The organism is Burkholderia sp. RF4-BP95, assembly GCF_001521985.1.
Classification (GTDB): Bacteria; Pseudomonadota; Gammaproteobacteria; order Burkholderiales; family Burkholderiaceae; genus Burkholderia; species Burkholderia diffusa.
The window spans coordinates 147737-165556 of the sequence record NZ_LOSX01000011.1; the positions used below are offsets into that span (position 1 = coordinate 147737).

Here is a 17820-nt window from a genome sequence, read left to right on the forward strand (position 1 = left end):
ATGGCTGCACTGCTGGAAGTTGAAAACCTCGGCGTGCGCTTCTCGCGCAAGGACGCGCCGCCGATCGACGCCGTGAGCGGCGTGTCGTTCTCGCTCGAAGCCGGCAAGACGCTCGGCATCGTCGGCGAGTCGGGCTCGGGCAAGAGTCAGACCGTGATGGCGCTGCTCGGCCTGCTGGCCGGCAACGGCACGACGACGGGCGCCGCGCGCTATCGCGGCGACAACCTGCTCGAGATGGATACGCGTGCGCTGAACGCGGTGCGCGGCGACCGGATCGCGATGATCTTCCAGGATCCGATGACGTCGCTCAATCCGTTCCTGACGATCGAGCGGCAGATGACCGAGACGCTGCAACTGCATCGCAAGCTGTCGCGCAAGGAAGCGACCAGGCGCGCGATCGAGGCGCTCGAGTCGGTGCGCATTCCGGACGCGGCGCGCCGCATCCGCATGTATCCGCACGAATTCTCCGGCGGCATGCGCCAGCGCGTGATGATCGCGATGGCGCTTCTGTCCGAGCCGGAAATCCTGATCGCCGACGAGCCGACCACCGCGCTCGACGTGACCGTGCAGGCGCAGATCATCGATCTGCTGCGCGAGCTGAACCGCGAGCGCGGCACCGCGATCGTGCTGATCACGCACGACATGGGCGTGGTGGCAGGCCTCGCGGACGACGTGATGGTCATGTATGCGGGCCGCACCGTCGAATACGCGCCGGCCGAATCGATTTTCGCGGCGCCGTCGCATCCGTACACGATCGGCTTGCTCAACGCGCTGCCGCGCCTGACCGACGCCGACGATGCGCCGCTCGTCGCGATTCCCGGCAATCCGCCGATGCCCGGCACCGCGCCGGCCGGCTGCGCGTTCGCGAAACGCTGCACGTATGCGCAGGAGCGCTGCGGCGCCGCGCGCCCCGCGCTCGAAACCTATGGCGCCGCGGGCGCGGTGCGCGCGTGCCACCGGCCGCTGGCCGAACTGACGGGAGGTCTGCGATGAGCGTCGATGAACGCCGCAATGCCGGCGCGACGGGCGACACGCTGCTGTCCGTCGAGGATCTGAAGGTGCATTTCCGCGTGCCGCTCGGCGGCTATCCGTGGTCGCCGAAGGGCACGCTGCGCGCGGTCGACGGCGTGTCGTTCGACGTGAAGCGCGGCGAGACGGTCGGGCTCGTCGGCGAGTCGGGCTGCGGGAAGTCGACGCTCGCGCGTGCGCTGATCGGCCTCGTGCCGATGACGGCAGGCACGGTGCGCTGGCGCGGCGAAGCCGTCGCGCCCGACCACCTGCGCGGCACCGCGATGCGCCGCGAAGTGCAGATGATCTTCCAGGATCCGCTCGCGTCGCTCGATCCGCGCATGACGATCGAACAGATCGTCGCGGAGCCGCTCGTCACGCACCACGCCGGCCTCGGCCGCGCCGAAGTGCGGCGCCGCGTGGTCACGATGCTCGAGCGGGTCGGCCTGAACGCGCATCACCTGCTGCGCTACCCGCACGAATTTTCGGGCGGACAGTGTCAGCGTGTCGGCATCGCGCGTGCGCTGATCGGCGAGCCGAAGCTCGTGATCTGCGACGAGCCCGTCTCGGCACTCGACGTGTCGATCCAGGCGCAGATCGTGAACCTGCTGCGCGATCTGCAACGCGAACTGTCGTTGTCCTATCTGTTCGTCGCGCACGACCTGGCGGTGGTGAAGGCCATCAGCCAGCGCGTGCTCGTGATGTATCTCGGTCGCGTGATGGAGTTCGGCACGCGGCATGACGTGTACGGCGTGCCGCAACACCCGTACACGAAGGCGCTGCTCGATGCGGCGCCGACGCCGGAGCCGGCGCGCGAGCGTGCTCGCCGTCCGATGCTGCTGGCGGGCGAGATGCCGTCGCCGCTCAACCCGCCGTCCGGCTGCGCGTTTCGCACGCGCTGCCCGGTCGCGATCGACGCGTGCGCGCAGGACGTGCCGCTGCCGGAAGTGCGGCACGGCTCGGCGGCGCGTGTCGCGTGCATCCGGGCGGGCGTGGCGGCATGAAGTGACGCAGCAAACATAACCAGGCAGGTCAACAGGGGTAGGTGCGGCGCGAACGATCTTCGCGCCGCGGGTAAAGGCGCGTCCTTAACCGGGCTCGCCGGGGGGCTGGAAGCGGATCGCAACCGGCGTGGACGACATCAACACAAGACGAGAATGACGATGAAAAAGCAAAAGACGATCGGGACGGCATCGAAGATGCTGCTTGCATGGGGCTTGCCTGCGCTTGCCGGCGTATCGCTGAGCGGCGTCGCGCACGCCGACGACGCGGCCCCCGCACCGCTGACGGTCGCGCAGGCCGCGCCGTCCGCCGGCGCGACGGTTGCGCAGGCAACGACCCCGAACGCCGTTATCAACGCCGAGGCGAACCAGGCCGTCACGCCGCCCGATGAGCCTTCGGCGCAGTCGAAGTCGAACGGCTTCATCGCCGACAGCCACCTGAACTTCCTGTTCCGCAACTATGCGGATACGCTCGACAACAAGGGCGGACCGCATCGTCACGCGTGGGTTCAAGGTGCGATGGCGAACTTCGAGTCCGGCTACACGACCGGCCTGATCGGCATCGGCTTCGACGCGTCGCTGTATGCGGCATTGAAGCTCGACGGCGGCGCCGGCGCCGGCAGCATGGTGCACATCGCGAAGGGCGGCGGCGGTTCGAACCAGCTTGCATGGGCCTATCCGGGCATCTACGACGTGAAGGCGCGCATCTCGAACACGGTGGTCAAGTACGGTCTGCAGGCCGTCGACAACCCGTTCATGGAGCAGCACGACAACCGCGCGCTGCCGCCGACGTTCCTCGGCGCGACGATCGTCAGCAACGAGTTCAAGAACGTGATGCTCGAGGCCGGCAGCTTCACGAAGACCGACGCGCGCGGCCACACGACGCTCACCAATCTCACGACCCAGTATGGCGGCACGCGCATCAATCGCCTGACCTACGTCGGCGGCACGTGGGACTACTCGCCGGACGGCGAAGTCGCGCTGTACGCAAACCAGGCCGATGACGTGTGGCACCAGTACTACGCGTCGGTGAAGCACAGCATCGGCGATACGAAGTCGATCAAGTGGACCGGCTTCGGTAACGTTTACTCGACGCACGACACGGGCGACGCGCTGCAGGGCAAGATCAACAACAACGCATACAGCCTGTCGCTGGCCGCGCAACATGGCCCGCACGAACTGCTGCTCGGTTATCAGCAGGTGCTCGGCGACCAGTTCTTCGACTACCTGAACGAAACCAACGGCATCTTCCTGACCAACTCGATGGACGTCGACTACAACGCGCCGCACGAAAAGTCGCTGCAGCTGCGTTACACGTTCTACGGCAAGGAAGCGGGCCTGCCGGGCTTCAAGGCGATGGTGTGGGGCGTGACGGGCTGGGGCGCGGATGCGAGCGCGGGCGCGGCTGCGGATCCGAGCAAGTCGAGCATCTACTGGAGCAACGGCGCGCCGGTGCAGGGCCGTCACCACGAGTTCGGCTTCATCCCGTCGTACACGTTCCAGAGCGGCAAGCTGAAGGACACGAAGGTCACGTTCATCGCGATGTGGCACAACGGTTCCGCGCACTACTCGGACGCGACCAACAAGGAATACCGCCTGGTCGTGAACGTGCCGCTGCACGCGTTCTGATCGAAGGGGGCGCCACGCCCCCTTCGGCATTTCTCGTCTCGCGCGGCCGGCCTGCGGTCAGTTCGATCAGGCCGGCTTGTGCAACCCCGCCACCGGATCGTTCGCGGCGGGGATGTCTTCCACCAGCGACGTGAGCTGGCGGCCCGTGTCGCGCCAGGCGTCGAGGCCGCCGCGCAGCGGCAGCGCATCGGTGAAGCCCGCGTCGAGCAGGCGCTTGGCCATCAGCGCGGCCGTCACTTCGTTCGGGCACGAGCAATACACGACGAACTTCTGCGAGAACGGGTAGCGCGCGACGATGTCCTCGATGTGCCGCTCGTCCGCGAACTGCGCGCCCGGAATCGTGAACGGGTCGAGCTTGCGGTGCTCGGGCGAACGCACGTCGAGCACCACCGGCGCGGCCGCGTCGCGCAGCAGCAGATCGAGTTCGTCGACGCCGATCCGCGCGCTCGCGAGCTGGCGGATCAGCGCGCGGCGGCGCATCCAGCGCACGGCCGCATAGACGGCCAGCAGCGCGACGATCACCAGCAGCACCGCGCGGCCGAGCCGGCTCGCGCCGGCGAACAGCCAGTCGATCTGTCGATAGAACACGAGCCCCGCGACGAGCCCGACGGTCGTCCACAGCGCGGCGCCGAGCGCATCGTAGCCGGCGAACGTGCGATAGCGCGTGCCGAGCGCGCCGGCCATCGGCACCGACACGAGCGACAGCCCCGGAATGAAGCGGGCGACCGCGAGCACGCGCACGCCGTAGCGGCCGAAGAAGCGTTCGGTTTTCCTCACGCAGGTATCGCGCGACAGCGACAGCCGGCAGATCGTCTTCAGCGTCGTGCCGCCGTAGCGCCGCCCGGCGACGTACCACACGGTGTCGCCGATCAGCGCGCCGAGGACCGACAGCGCGAGCACCGTCAGGAGCTGCGAGCCGATCATCGCCGGATGCATCGCGGCCATCGCGCCGAACAGCACGAGCGTCGGCATCGCCGGCACGGGCAGGCCGATGGCCGCCGCCAGGACGTTGGCGAAGACGAGAAGCGGCCCGTATTGGGCGACGAGGTCACGGAGCATGACGGCTGGCCGAAAAGGGAGCGCGTGAGGAAGGTACGCGAATGGGCCGATTATCGGCCATTTTCAAGCGGGCGGAGGGGAATGACGGAAAGCGCCTGACGGCGGCAGGGAAATGTGGACAGAACGGTGAGCCAGTGCATTGCACGCGGCTCACCGTTCGACATCAGGAAGGGGTGCGGGCGAGCGAGGCGGCGCCGTGGTTTTCGCCGGGCAGCTCGGCGCCGTGCGAGCGGATCGCCGCGATCAGTTCGGCCGGCGTGATCTCGTAGCGGACCTCGCGGTGAATGCCGGGCTTGCGTTCGTCGATCTCGATCAGCAGCACGCTCTTGCCGTCGCCGGTCGATTCGAGCCTGAGCGAGCGCAGTTCGCGGCCATCGGCCGGGTCGTGTTCGGTGAGCAGGGTCATTGCCCCGGATGAGCCGGTTGTGCGCATCGAACCTATCCTCGTGTCGTGTGTGCCAGATTGGCGAAGATGTCGTTGTTGAATGCAGCTTGACGAAGTTTAACGCGAACGGGCGGCAATACGGAGCATTTTCGTGGACCCGAAATGAGGGCTGCACCACCGATCCCTCTGATGTATGAGCCGCGCCGGGCGGGCGTTTCAGCCGGATCGGACCTCGCCGCGCTCGGCGCCCGGCCGGTGCTCGGGTCGGGGGGGCGCAGTGCCGTCGGAAGCGGCCGGTGAGCCCCATCGCCGGGTCGCTGACCGAGTGGCGACCCGTTTCGACGCGGCCGGCCACGCGGGGCGAGAAGGTGGCGTCGCTGTCGGCGGTGACGACGAAGTCGTACCAGTGGGCGAGGTCGCCGGTGAAGCGATGGTGATAGCCGTGCGGGCCAAGCATCCACAGGTCATATTTGCCGCCGTCGTCAGCCAGCGCCGCCCAGTCGCCGCGCAGCGCCTTGCCCGGTTCGACGACGTAGCGGCGTGGCGCGCGGTCGAGGTGCGGCTCGTCGTGATGTCGAACACCGCTGCCGCGCGGCCCGTGTTCGCGAACGTCAGCTTGACGCGCCCTTGCGGGCGTCGATCTGCACGCTCGCATGCAGCTCGTATGGCAACGCGCGCGACAGCCGTTGCCGGGATTCGGCACGCTGTGCGTTCGTGATGCGGAAATGACATGGCGTGTCGCGTTCTCGATGTTGCGTGCGCAACGAACAAGCGACGCGCGGTGCGGATTTCGGGATGGTCGAAAGTTACCGGTTTGTGCGAGTGATGGCGGTAGGAAATTGCCGATTTCCTGAAGGCGACGTGACGCCATGTCGTTGCGCGTGCAACGTTATAGACTTGTGCGTCGACCATGTTTCATTCGCATGAAATCGGATAAGCTCGATGTGTTGTTGCGCTCGCGCGGCGACATGCCCCGGCCCGATACCTTCGACTCCACCCAGTCATGACCGATATCACGATCCGGCACGGCGAGACGCACGACGTCGACGCGATCCGGCAGATCATCGTCGCACCCCGCGGTGTATATGAACACGCTCCAGCATCCGTTTACGTCGCGCGAGAAATGACGGCAGCGGCTCGAACGCCCGCGCGAACAGGGCATTCATGCATGGGACCGGGCGGCATGACGGGAGGCTGTCGACGAAGCGCACGTCATATCCATTCGAGAATTCGTTCGTTTTCAACCGGCCGCGCGAATCGTATCGTCGAGCGATTTGCCGGTCGTCGCGGTCGGCACGGCTGCGCGATGTGACCATGCAGCGGCCGGTCGTGGCTTTACTTGTGGATGCCTGCGTGACGCGCTCGGTCGATTCCGGCATGCGTGGCGCCATCCGTCGATGCCCTTCGTCGTTTCGTCGCGTCATCGTGTTTTCGTTTCGCCGCTTCGTGCAACCGTCTCTTTCAACGGAACCCGTCTCGATGAAAACCGTTCTCCGTAACGTGACTGCAGCCTGCCTGTTCGCCGCCGCGGGTGCGGCGTTCGCCACCACCGCGCCGCAGGGCGCCGCCGTATCGAGCCCGACGGGCGACGGCGCGCATCTGCCGCCCGGCATCGCGTGGCAACAGGGCGACGTCGATGCCGCGTTCGCGCTTGCGAAGCGCACCGGCAAGCCGCTGCTGCTGTACTGGGGCGCCGTGTGGTGCCCGTCATGCAACCAGGTGAAGTCGACGATCTTCAGCCAGCAGGCATTCAAGACCCGCTCGTCGTTCTTCGTGCCCGTGTATCTCGACGGCGATACCGAAAGCGCGCAGAAACTCGGCGAGCGCTTCAAGGTGCACGGCTATCCGACGATGATCCTGTTCCGCCCGGACGGCACCGAGGTGACGCGGCTGCCGGGCGAGGCCGATCTCGACCGCTACATGCAGGCGCTGTCGCTCGGGATGACGGCCGCGCATCCGGTGCGGCAGACGCTCGCGACCGCGCTGAACGACGGCGCGGCACTGACGCCGGCCGAATGGCATCTGCTGGCCGACTATTCCTGGGACACAGACGGCGCGCTGCCGGTGCCGGCCGACCGTGTCGCGGTGACGCTGCAGACGCTGTCGCAACGTGCGCGTGCGGCCGGCGCGAAGGCGGACGCCGCGCGCTTCGCGCTGAAGTCGGCGGTGGTCGCGGCATCGGACGATCCCGCACAGGCCGGCGCGCTCGACAAGGCGGCGCTTGCCGACGCGCTGCGCGCGGTGCTGCGCGAGCCGGCGCTGGCGCGTGCCGATTCGGACGTGCTCGTCGCGGCGCCCGCGCGCGTGGTCGCATACCTCGGCGGCGACGCCGCGCAGCGCACGAAGTTGCGCGGCGCGTACGACACGGCGCTCGCGCGCCTGTCGACCGATACGACGCTGTCGTCCATCGACCGTCTGATGGCGCTGCACGGCCGCGTGCTGCTCGCGCGCGACGATGCGCACGCTGGCGCGCCGCTCGCCGCGCCGGCGCTGATCGATACCGCACGCAAGCAGATCGCGGCATCGGTGCGGGGCGCCGCGAACGCGTACGAGCGGCAGGCGCTCGTCAGCGAAGCGGCGGACACGCTGACCGACGCCGGGCTGTACGACGAATCCGACGTCTTGCTGAAGGCCGAGTTGCCGCGTTCGTCGACGCCGTACTACTTCATGTCGGGACTGGCCGCGAATGCGAAGGCGCGCGGCGACAAGGCCGCGGCGCTCGACTGGTACCGGAAGGCGTACGACTCGGCGAGCGGCCCGGCGACGAAACTGCGCTGGGGCGCGACCTATTTCGCGAACGCGGTCGCGCTGGCGCCGGACGATTCGGCGCGGATCGAGGCGATCGCCGCGAGCGTGCTCGCGCAGGCCGGCAAGACCAAGGATGCGTTTTATGGGGCGAACCTGCGCGCGTTGACCAAGGTCGTCGCGCAACTGAATCGCTGGCGCGGCGGCGGCGCGCACGACGCGTCGGTCAGGTCGGTCGTGAAGCAGTTCGACGGGGTGTGCGCGAAGCTGCCTGCGGGCGATCCGCAGGCAGCGGCATGCGCGAAACTGATCGAGCCGGTGAAGGCGTGATGGCCTGCGAGAAAGCGGCCGGATGGAACGGCCGCGTCATGACGTCGATTAGTGGCTCGACTCCGACGATGCACCTTGATCGCTGCCATACCCGGCACTCTGCTGACGGGCGATCTTCGCTTCGGCGGAAACGATGCTGGCCGGGTAGAACCAGTCGCTCGGCTGGAAGCCGGCCTGCTTGAGTGCCTTCACTTCGGCGTGAACCTGCGCGCGCGTGAGCGGCGGGTTCGACTGCGCTTGCGCGGCGAGCGGCGCGGATACGGCCAGGGCAACGGCAACTGCTTGAATCAGGCGCTTCATGATCGTGACCTCCATGTTTCCAACTGGGCGTCCGGCCTTCGTTCGACGAAGCGGCGGCGGTTGAAAGCAGTGTAGGCCCGGCCGCGCGCGCGAAAAATGCGATCGCGCCCAACGCAGTGTTCTGCTGCCGGTAACAATGGATGGCGGGAACGGACCGTGCCGGACGGCGGTGCGTGACGGGCGTCGGGCCGTGCGGGCCGCGCGGCGGTGTGGCACCGTGCGGCTCCGATCGGGCGGGGGATGAGCCGGCGGATGAGAACCCCGTCGATTCGCCCCGGCTTGCATGCGGAGGTATCGGGAAGATGCGTCGCGTCGCGACCGGCGTTGCGCCGCCTGCTTCGACGATGCAGGGCTGGTTGCCCAACCTTGGCGTGCAGAGGAAGGAACGTGCGCCGGCCGCGGCGATGCGGCCGGACGCGGCGCGGCGGCGTTCGGAACGCCGCCGCATGCGCAGACTTACACGAGACCCGTCGTGTAGTACACGGCGATCACGAAGAACACCGCGAGCGTCTTGATCACGGTCACCGCGAAGATGTCGCGATACGACTCGCGGTGCGTGAGGCCCGTGACCGCGAGCAGCGTGATGACTGCGCCGTTGTGCGGCAGCGTGTCCATGCCGCCGCTGGCCATCGCGACGACCCGGTGCAGCACGTCCATCGGGATGTTGGCCGCCTGCGCGCCCTTGATGAACAGGTCCGACATCGCGGCGAGCGCGATGCTCATGCCGCCCGACGCCGAACCGGTGATGCCGGCGAGCGAGCTGACCGACACGGCCGCGTTCACGAGCGGGTTCGGAATGCTCTTCAGCGCATCGCTGACGACGAGGAAGCCCGGCAGCGCGGCGATCACGCCGCCGAAACCATATTCCGACGCCGTGTTCATCGCGGCGAGCAGCGCGCCGCCGACGGCGGCCTTCGAACCGGCCGCGAAGCGGTCGCTGACGCGCTTGAACGCGGTCAGGACGACCAGCACGATGCCGAGCAGCAGCGCGGCCTCGACCGACCAGATCGCGACGACGGTCTTGATCGACGTCGTGACCGGCGTATGCACGCCCGGCAGCACGTCCGGCGCGACCGTGTACGACGCGGCGCCGTACCACTGCGGGATCAGTTTCGTGAACGTGAAGTTCGATGCGCCGACGAGGATCAGCGGCAGGATCGCCAGCGCCGGGTTCGGCAATGCCGTCGCTTCGACGCGCTCCGGCTCGTTGACGAGCGACGTGCCGTAGCCTTCGCCCTTTGCCATCGCCGAACGGCGGCGCCATTCCAGATACGAGAGGCCGACGACGATGATGAACAGCGAGCCGATCGTGCCGAGCACCGGTGCGGCCCAGGCGGTCGTCTTGAAGAACGTGGTCGGGATGATGTTCTGGATCTGCGGCGTGCCGGGCAGCGAATCCATCGTGAACGAGAACGCGCCGAGCGCGATCGCGCCGGGCATCAGCCGCTTCGGAATATTGCTCTGGCGATAGAGTTCGGCCGCGAACGGATACACGGCGAACACCACGACGAACAGCGACACGCCGCCATAGGTGAGCAGCGCGCACACCGCGACGATCACCGCATTCGCACGCGAGCGGCCGATGTAGCGGATCGCGGCATGGACGATCGACTCGGAGAACCCGGACAGCTCGATCACCTTGCCGAACACGGCACCGAGCATGAAGACCGGGAAATACAGTTTGACGAAGCCGACCATTTTCTCCATGAAGATGCCGGAGAAGACCGGTGCGACGGCGGCGGGTTCGATCAGCAGGACCGCGCCGAGCGCGGCGATCGGCGCGAACAGGATCACGCTGTAGCCGCGATACGCGGCGAACATCAGGAACGCCAGCGCGGCGAGGACGATCACGAAAGACAAGGGGAGTCTCCTAATAGCTTGGAATGGCTTTGGTTGTTGTTCGATCGCGGGACGCGCCGCGAACCGGCTCAGGTTCGTGCAGGTTTCGTGCCATCGGCCGGATTGCGCCGCCGGACGTGGATCCGGCGCAGGCCGGCGGGCCCGCGCCGGCCAATGTCTGAAGATTCTACATAAATCGTCTCCATCGGGAGACGATTCGGCCGCCAGGACCGCCCGCTGAATCGGGCAGGGCTTTCCCGGACAAGGCATTCCGGGGCGTCTCCGAAATGAGATACTGCGTCTCGTTCTGGAGACGTCCGGCCAAGCATACGCGGAGACAACGACACGATGATGAACGACTGGGCCCGCCTGCCCGTCAATTACGGCGACGTGCTGCGGCGCGCCGCAGAGTCGCTGTTTCAGACTTTCGAGGATTCGAGCGCGGGCACGGTGGTCGTCGATCGCGACGCGCGCGTCGTGTGGATGAACGAGCGTTATGCGGCGCGCTTCGGGTTCGCCGATCCGCAGCAGGCGGTCGGCCTCGACTGCGAGGCGGTGATTCCGAACAGCCTGATGCGCGAGGTCGTGTCGACCGGACAGCCGATCCTGCTCGACATCATGGAGACGGGCCGCGAGCCGCTCGTCGTCACGCGCCTGCCGTTGAAGAACGAGACGGGCGAGACGGTCGGCGCGATCGGCTTCGCACTGTTCGACCAGTTGAAGACGCTCACGCCGATCTTTTCCCGTTACGTGCAGCTTCAGCAGCAGTTGATCGCCACGCAGCGTTCGCTCGCGCAGGCACGCCGTGCGAAATACACGTTCGCGAGTTTCGTCGGCACGAGCGCCGCAAGCCTCGAAACCAAGCGGCAGGCGCGGCGCGCCGCACAGGTCGATTCGCCGGTGCTGCTGCTCGGCGAGACGGGCACCGGCAAGGAACTGCTCGCGCATGCGATTCACGCGGCGTCGGCGCGCGCGCTTCAGCCGCTCGTGACCGTCAACGTGGCCGCGATTCCCGACACGCTGCTCGAAACCGAATTCTTCGGCGCGGCGCCGGGCGCATATACCGGCGCCGATCGCAAGGGACGCGTCGGCAAGTTCGAGCTGGCCGATCGCGGCACGCTGTTTCTCGACGAAATAGGCGACATGCCGCTGCCGCTGCAGGGCAAGCTGCTGCGCGTATTGCAGGACAAGGAGTTCGAACCGGTTGGCTCGAACCGGATTGTGCGCGCCGACGTGCGGATCATCGCCGCGACGTCGGCCGACCTGCCCGCGCTGGTCGAGGCCGGCCGCTTTCGCGCGGATCTCTATTACCGGCTCAATGTGCTGACGATCCACGCGCCGCCGTTGCGCGAGCGGGCGTCCGACATCGCGGCGCTCGTCTACGCAACGCTCGAGGAGCTCGCCGCGCAGCACGGTCGCGCTGCGCACTGCGAACTGACCGACGATGCGCTGCGGATGCTGTGCGCGTACCCGTGGCCGGGCAACGTACGTGAACTGCGCAACACGCTCGAGCGTGCGCTGATGCTGTCGGACCGATCGGTGATCGATGCGGGTGCGCTCGCGCCGTTCCTTGGGCCGGTGCGCGTGGTGACGGATGCCGTGCCGGCAGGCATGCGGGCTGCTCCGTCTCCGGTCGGCCGGGATGCGGGCGAAGCAGCGGGGGCGCCTGGTGTGCCGGTCGTTTCGTATACCGATGCATTGGCCGCGTGGGAGCGCCAGTTCCTGATCGACGCGCTTGCGGCCTGCGACGGGAAGGTGGTCGAAGCGGCCGCGCGCATCGGCATCGGCCGGGCGACGCTGTACAAGAAACTGACGGCGCTCGGGATCGACCGGTAGCAAGCAGCGGTGGATGCGCTGGGACATGACGAACGGCACCGGTGAAGTGCCCGACAGGAGACGACGATGAAGCGACTCGCAATTGCCGGATGGCTGGCCGCACTGGTGGCGACGTCCTCGCTCGCGCAGGCGGGTGACGCGGACGCGCCCGTGGTACGGCGCAACTGGTACAACGATCCCTTCGTCGCGCTGTCGCGAGGCTTCGCCGAATGCCCGTTGCCGCTCGGCCCGTGGATGACGCGCGCCGAGATGGAAGACGACGCGCATTACCGCGTCGAGCGCGGGACCACCTGCTGGCTCGCCCACCGCTGCACGAAACCGAATTCGTATATGTATGACGCGCCGATCGCCGAGGCGGCGAAAGCGCATTTCGCGGGCACCGATCGTCTGCAGGGCACGAGCCTGTGGATCACCGTGCAGCGGCGCTTCATTTATGTCGAAGGGTGTGCCGATCCGGCATTCGATCGGCAGGCGCTGGAGCGCGAACTCGGCGCGCTTCCCGACGTCGAGCGGGTATTCGTTCGCATCACCGACGATCCGCACAGGGCCGTGCCGTACAAGACGCGTGGACGGCCGGACCGGACGCCCGATTGAACGCCTGACGGCGGTGCATGGCATACTCGCGGCATTAAAAAATCGGTTGACGGAAAGAACAATGAAACACATGCTTGCGTCGGTCTGTCGGTGGCCTCGAACGCATTGGCGTCGGGCCGGATTGTTGGCCCTGGTTGCGGGGCTCGGCGGGTGCGGCGGCGGGGCGCCTCTGTTCACTTCTGACGGGCGCCCGACTTCGCAGGTGCAGTGCACCGGCAGCGACTGGAGCAATTGCACGGACAATGCCCGAGCCATCTGCAATGGTGAATTCGACGTCCTCCAGCAATCAACCGATGACGCAACGCGAAATCTTCTCTTCGCATGCAAGAAGAAAAGCGGTTATTGATCCCGACATGGCCGGATAAGGAGACCGTAATCGGGAGAAGCGCTTTTCTATTCGCTTGGAGTTGGCTATTTTTCATGAATAACACTCACGGAGTCCCATCCATATGGCGACCTACAGGCAACTGACAGCGCAGCTCGAAAGACTTCAGCAAAAGATCGACAAGGAACGCGAAAAGGCAATTGCCGATGCGATTGCCGCCATTCGGGCGAAAATCGAGGAATTCGACATTACCGCGGAAGAGCTCGGTTTTCGACCGATCGGCGCCGCTGCTGCCGCGAAACCGAAGCGTCCGTTGCCGCCGAAGTACCTGAACCCGAAGACGGGTGAAACGTGGAGTGGCCGCGGGCGGGCGCCGGCATGGCTCGGCAAGAACCGCGCGCGTTTCCTGATCAAGGACTGACTCCCGAAAATCCTCACCTTTCGTGCGCTGACTGACGGTGCGAACGGCCATGCGGCCGTCGCACCGTTTTGTTTTTGGGCAGCCGGGGCACGACTCGAAACCGCGAATTGAACACCGATGCCGCGCGATTAACGGATATCGTTTTGCGAATTTGCCGTGATTCGACCGGATATCGCCGCGAATTCCCGTAAACAACACTGCAATGACGCGGCATGCGCGCATTGGCATTCCCGATCTGCGCGGTGCAGACGTACCGCCGATTGCGATCACCTCTCGCGCATTTACGCTGCGCGCCCTGCAATTCCCGAACTTGCTCACCATGCCTCCTGTAAATCCTCACCTTTGAAGCGGCGACCGGAAGACCGCATCGTGTCGCCCTCGCCCGTTGCGTGTGCGAAGACGTCGGTGACCTGCCCATGTTGCGGGCATTGATGCGCGTCGCACAGTCGGCCGTTCGGCATATAGGCAGCCGCATCGGGTTCGCCTATGCTTGGAGTTCGCGTCGACCGGCGCACGGCCATCCGGCTCGTGCGCCGGTCGGGTCGTCTTTCGTTACCGTATGGAGCCGATGTGACCGTCCGTCATCTCGATGCGTTGTTCCAGCCCAGGTCCGTTGCGATCGTCGGTGCATCGTCGCGCGCGGGCAGTATTGGAGCGATGGTGTGGGCGCGCGTGCTCGATGGCGCGTTCGAGGGGCCCGTGTGGCCCGTCAATCCGAAGTATCGCGAGCTGAACGGGTACGCGGTCGTGGCCGATGTCGACCGGCTGCCCGCGCCGCCATCGGTCGCCGTGATCTGCACGCCGCCTGCCACATGGGCCGGCATCGTGCGCAAGCTCGGCGAGATCGGCACGCGTGTCGCGGTGATCGTCGGCGAGGCGCGCACCGACGCCGACCGTGCCGCGCTCGATCGCACGCTCAAGGCCGCGAAGCCGTTCGTGCTCCGTATCGTCGGGCCCGGCAGCCTGGGCGTGCTGTCGCCCGCGCGGCATGCGCATTTCGGCGCACCGGCCTATACGGCGCGATCGGGCGGTGTCGCCTGGGTGTCGCAATCCAACGCGCTGACGAATGCGGTACTCGGCTGGGCCGATGCACGAGGCCTCGGCTTTTCACATGTCGTCGCGCTGGGCAGCGAGGCCGACGTCGATGCGGGCGACGTGCTCGACTACCTCGCGAGCGACCCCGGCACGCGCGCGATCCTGCTCGAGCTCGACACCGTGTGTGCCGCGCGCAAGTTCATGTCGGCAGCGCGTGCGGCGGCGCGCAACAAGCCGGTGCTCGCGTTGCGCACCGGGCGCGCCGATCCCGGTGATGCGCTTTACACCGCGGCGTTCCAGCGTGCGGGGATGGTGCGTGTCGATGCGCTCGACGATCTGCTCGACGAGATCGAGACGCTCGGCGTCGGGCGCGTCACCGCGCGCGGCGCGGCGACACTCGTGACGAGCGACGCAGGCGTCGCGAAACTCGCGGTCGATGCGGTCGCGGAGGTGCGCGATGTGCTGGTCGACTGGCCGGCCGAGGCAGCGTCGGCGGTCGCGGCCGCGCTGCCGCATCTTGCCGGGCCCGGCAATCCGCTGACCCTCGGCGACGATGCGCGCCCCGAGCATTTCGGCGCCGCCATCAAGGCGCTCGCGCCGTTCCCGCAAACGGGCACGCTGTTCGTCGTGCATTCGACGTCCCACAGCGCGCCGGCCGATGCGGTCGCGCGCACGCTGATCGAATCGCGGCAGTACGCGTACCGCGGCATCCTCGCGTGTTTCTTCGGTGCGGTCGATGCGGCGACGCGCGACGCACTGCACGCGAACGGCATTCCGGTGCACACCACACCGCAGCGGCTTGCGCGCGCATACGCACGGCTCGTCGACTACAACCTCGGGCGGCAGTTGCTGATGCAGACGCCCGAGGGCACGCCGCTGCAGCCGGCCGAGTGCGTTGCGTCCGCGCAGGCCGAGGCCCGACGGATGGTCGAGGCCGACGAGCATGAACTCGCCGGCGAAGCGGCGTTGCGCTGGCTGTCCCACTTCGGCGTGCACGGCGAGCCGGCCGATGCGTCGGCCGGCGCCAGAGTCGTCGACGTCACGGTCGAGATGTACGACGATTCGAACTTCGGCCCGGTGTTTCGTTATGCCGTGCCATCGGCCGACGGCGTATCGGCGCCGTTCGTCGTGTACGGGCTGCCGCCGCTGAATACGGTGCTCGCCCGCGTGGTGATGGAGCGTTCGCCATATGCACGCCGCACGCCCGTCGAACCCACGCTCGACGCGCTGACGGCGCTGTCGCAGGTCGTTTGCGACGTGCGCGAGGTCGTCGCGATGTCGGTCACGCTGCGCGTGCTCTCCGACCGGGCATACGTGGTCGCGCCGCGCGTCACGCTGGCGGCCGGGCGCAGCCGGCTCGCGATCATGCCGTATCCGCGCCATCTCGAGCAGACGCTCGAATGGCGCGGCGAGTCCGTGACGATCCGGCCGATCCGTCCGGAAGACGAGGAAGCGCACAACGAGCTGCTTGGCGCAATGACGCCGGACGATCTGCGGATGCGTTTCTTCGGTGCGGTGCGCAGCTTCGATCATTCTCAAGTCGCGCGCATGACGCAGATCGACTACGACCGCGAGATGGCCTTCATCGTGTCGTTCACCGACGTGTCGGGCCGGCCGCACACACTCGCGGTGGCGCGCGCGGTTACCGATCCCGACAACGAGACGGCCGAGTTCGCGATCGCTGTCCGGCCCGATCAGAAGGGCAAGGGGCTGGGGCGGCTGATGATGGCCCGCATCATCGACTACGCGCGATCGCGCGGCACCGCGTGGATGGTGGGCGAGGCGCTGCGCGAGAACACCGCGATGATCTCGCTGGCGAAATCCTGCGGTTTCGAGGTGTCGACGACGGAGGAACCCGGCGTGGTGGGGTTCAGGATGAAGCTGCAACCGTAATCGCGTCGGCGAGCGTGTCCGAAGGTCCGGCGGTGTCGTGCGCAGCCGCTGCGGAACGCGCGACGCCGGGATTCACAGTTGCGACGGAGCGAATTGGTTGTAGTTCGGAATGCAAATCGCTTAACTCTTTCGCTCCAATACGCGGATCGGCAAAGCGCTGGCTTCGCGACCGGCGGGGAAGGGCGAGTGCATCGGGTCATGGCGTCCGCGGCGGTCGGTTGCGTGCGCCAATGACCTGCGGGTGCCACCGGTCCCGGTGCCATATTTGAGCGCACTGACGCCCGCATTGCGCACCGGCAGCATCGGAAACGGAACAAAGGTGAGAATTTTCAGGAGCCGACGGTGAGCCTTTCCAGGAGCAATTGGGTGAGTCGATACGGGAGCGCCTGGTGAGCCTTCGCGGGAGCTGTCGGTGAGCCCTTGCGGGAAGCCCCGGTGAGCCTTTCCGGGAAAGGGTGGTGAGCGTCTGCGGGATGCGTTGGTGAGGATGTTCGGGAGGGGCCGGTGAGCGTCTCCGGGAACCTCAGGTGAGCTTTTACGGGATGCTCTGGTGAGCGCTTACGGGACGCTTCGGTGAGATTTTTCGGGAGCCTGCGGACGCAGTGCTCCGGCTGGCGCGGCGCGGGCTTGTGCCGGCGTCCGCGCCGGTGCGGGCACGCATGAACCGTGCCCGCGATGGCATTTATGCAGCGAGTTTCGACGCTGCGTCGTTCACCTGGTCACGCGAAATCGCGAGTTCTTCGAGGTGCGCGTCGGCATATACGCCGCCGGTTTCGCGCTCGAGCCGGGCGATCGTCAGGGCGCAACGCGCGGTGTCCTTCGGCATCGCGATGAAGCGCTTGACCGATTCGCCGGACGTAAATGCATCGAACAGCGCGCCGCGCACGTCGTCCGGAAGCGTCTTGGTCCATTGGTACGGCTTGCCGTTGAACGTGATCGACGGCGGCAGCGTGCGCTCCTTCTTGGTGGCCGTGATGAGGCCGTAGGTGCGCGCGGCCTCGCCGATCTGCTCGGGCGAGAAGAGTTCGTCGGGCGTGATGTCGAACTGCTCGATGTAGTTCTCGATCGCGCGCATCGCTTCGGCACGGTCGTCGCGCTTCTTCTGCGCGCGCGCGACGATGTCGCGCAACTCGTCCGCTTCCTCGGGCGTGATCGTGAAGCTCGCCTGCTTCTGCTGAAGTTCGGAGAAACGCTGGAATTCTTGATCGTTCAGAAGTTTGGCCATGACATCCATCGGATACGACGGCCGCGACAGCCGGCCGTCGTAGTTTTTGAGAGGGCCGCTATTCTAGCGTAGCGCGGCGTCCGCGCATCCGGAAACGGTCTGCGGAATGCCGGGACGAGAGCCCGCGCGGCCGGCACGCGTCGCACACCGCGTGCGCGATGTCGAGCCCGCCCGCCTGCCCGATCCGCTGGCCGC

14 protein-coding genes and 2 pseudogenes are annotated in these 17820 nt (G+C 67.0%); 10 read left to right on the top strand and 6 right to left on the bottom strand.

The annotated features are described in order from the left end of the window. The 3 genes from WS46_RS03275 (at nucleotide 1) to WS46_RS03285 (ending at nucleotide 3638) form a co-directional block, all read left to right on the top strand. A complete protein-coding gene (locus tag WS46_RS03275; RefSeq protein ID WP_059689278.1) occupies nucleotides 1–993 on the top strand; it encodes an ABC transporter ATP-binding protein in 993 nt (330 codons plus the stop codon). Further along, entirely contained in the window at nucleotides 990–2012 is a 1023-nt protein-coding gene (locus tag WS46_RS03280) for an ABC transporter ATP-binding protein (RefSeq protein ID WP_059528798.1), read from the top strand. The genes WS46_RS03275 and WS46_RS03280 overlap by 4 nt, the downstream gene beginning before the upstream one ends. 159 nt (nucleotides 2013–2171) lie before the next feature. Further along, entirely contained in the window at nucleotides 2172–3638 is a 1467-nt protein-coding gene (locus tag WS46_RS03285) for an OprD family porin (RefSeq protein ID WP_059689358.1), read from the top strand. A 66-nt stretch (nucleotides 3639–3704) separates the two neighbouring features. Here the strand turns inward: WS46_RS03285 and WS46_RS03290 are convergent, their stop codons facing one another. The 3 genes and pseudogenes from WS46_RS03290 to WS46_RS33350 all read right to left on the bottom strand — a co-directional run. Beyond that, nucleotides 3705–4697, bottom strand: coding sequence for a DedA family protein/thiosulfate sulfurtransferase GlpE (locus WS46_RS03290; RefSeq protein WP_059528794.1), 993 nt, complete (start codon nucleotides 4695–4697; stop codon nucleotides 3705–3707). A 163-nt stretch (nucleotides 4698–4860) separates the two neighbouring features. Continuing rightward, on the bottom strand, nucleotides 4861–5130 hold the full coding sequence (locus WS46_RS03295; RefSeq protein WP_040138862.1) for a hypothetical protein: 270 nt from the start codon (nucleotides 5128–5130) through the stop codon (nucleotides 4861–4863). Between the two features lie 238 nt (nucleotides 5131–5368). Next, nucleotides 5369–5768: pseudogene (locus WS46_RS33350) on the bottom strand (phospholipase domain-containing protein); the annotation flags it as partial. 317 nt (nucleotides 5769–6085) lie between these two features. Here WS46_RS33350 and WS46_RS36715 point away from each other — a divergent pair. Continuing rightward, a pseudogene (locus WS46_RS36715) lies at nucleotides 6086–6206 on the top strand (GNAT family N-acetyltransferase); the annotation flags it as partial. 355 nt (nucleotides 6207–6561) lie between these two features. After that, nucleotides 6562–8157, top strand: a complete 1596-nt coding sequence (locus WS46_RS03305; RefSeq protein ID WP_059689280.1) for a thioredoxin family protein — start codon at nucleotides 6562–6564, stop codon at nucleotides 8155–8157. A 48-nt stretch (nucleotides 8158–8205) separates the two neighbouring features. Here the strand turns inward: WS46_RS03305 and WS46_RS03310 are convergent, their stop codons facing one another. Beyond that, nucleotides 8206–8457 (bottom strand): DUF4148 domain-containing protein, encoded by a 252-nt coding sequence (locus WS46_RS03310; RefSeq protein ID WP_059689359.1) that lies wholly within the window; start codon nucleotides 8455–8457, stop codon nucleotides 8206–8208. Nucleotides 8458–8913: 456 nt separating this feature from the next. Next, complete coding sequence (locus WS46_RS03315) at nucleotides 8914–10317, bottom strand: GntP family permease (protein WP_059528789.1); 1404 nt, start codon at nucleotides 10315–10317, stop codon at nucleotides 8914–8916. A gap of 327 nt (nucleotides 10318–10644) precedes the next feature. Between WS46_RS03315 and WS46_RS03320 the strand changes: the two genes are divergently transcribed. The 5 genes from WS46_RS03320 to WS46_RS03335 all read left to right on the top strand — a co-directional run bounded on the left by WS46_RS03320 (nucleotide 10645) and on the right by WS46_RS03335 (nucleotide 16400). Next, nucleotides 10645–12132: a sigma-54-dependent Fis family transcriptional regulator gene (locus WS46_RS03320; RefSeq protein ID WP_059689281.1), complete on the top strand. Its 1488-nt coding sequence runs from the start codon at nucleotides 10645–10647 to the stop codon at nucleotides 12130–12132. A gap of 66 nt (nucleotides 12133–12198) precedes the next feature. Next, complete coding sequence (locus WS46_RS03325) at nucleotides 12199–12726, top strand: BON domain-containing protein (protein ID WP_059689282.1); 528 nt, start codon at nucleotides 12199–12201, stop codon at nucleotides 12724–12726. Nucleotides 12727–12787: 61 nt separating this feature from the next. Beyond that, nucleotides 12788–13072 carry a hypothetical protein gene (locus tag WS46_RS36340; protein WP_257127682.1) on the top strand — a complete coding sequence of 95 codons (285 nt, stop codon included), beginning with the start codon at nucleotides 12788–12790 and terminating at the stop codon, nucleotides 13070–13072. Nucleotides 13073–13175: 103 nt separating this feature from the next. Next, nucleotides 13176–13472 (top strand): H-NS family nucleoid-associated regulatory protein, encoded by a 297-nt coding sequence (locus tag WS46_RS03330; RefSeq protein ID WP_059467298.1) that lies wholly within the window; start codon nucleotides 13176–13178, stop codon nucleotides 13470–13472. Nucleotides 13473–14042: 570 nt separating this feature from the next. After that, a complete protein-coding gene (locus tag WS46_RS03335) occupies nucleotides 14043–16400 on the top strand; it encodes a GNAT family N-acetyltransferase (RefSeq protein ID WP_059689283.1) in 2358 nt (785 codons plus the stop codon). Nucleotides 16401–17082: 682 nt separating this feature from the next. On the opposite strand, the gene WS46_RS03340 is transcribed toward WS46_RS03335, so the two are convergent. Then, nucleotides 17083–17634, bottom strand: coding sequence for a hypothetical protein (locus WS46_RS03340; protein ID WP_059528779.1), 552 nt, complete (start codon nucleotides 17632–17634; stop codon nucleotides 17083–17085). Between the last annotated feature and the right edge of the window lie 186 nt (nucleotides 17635–17820).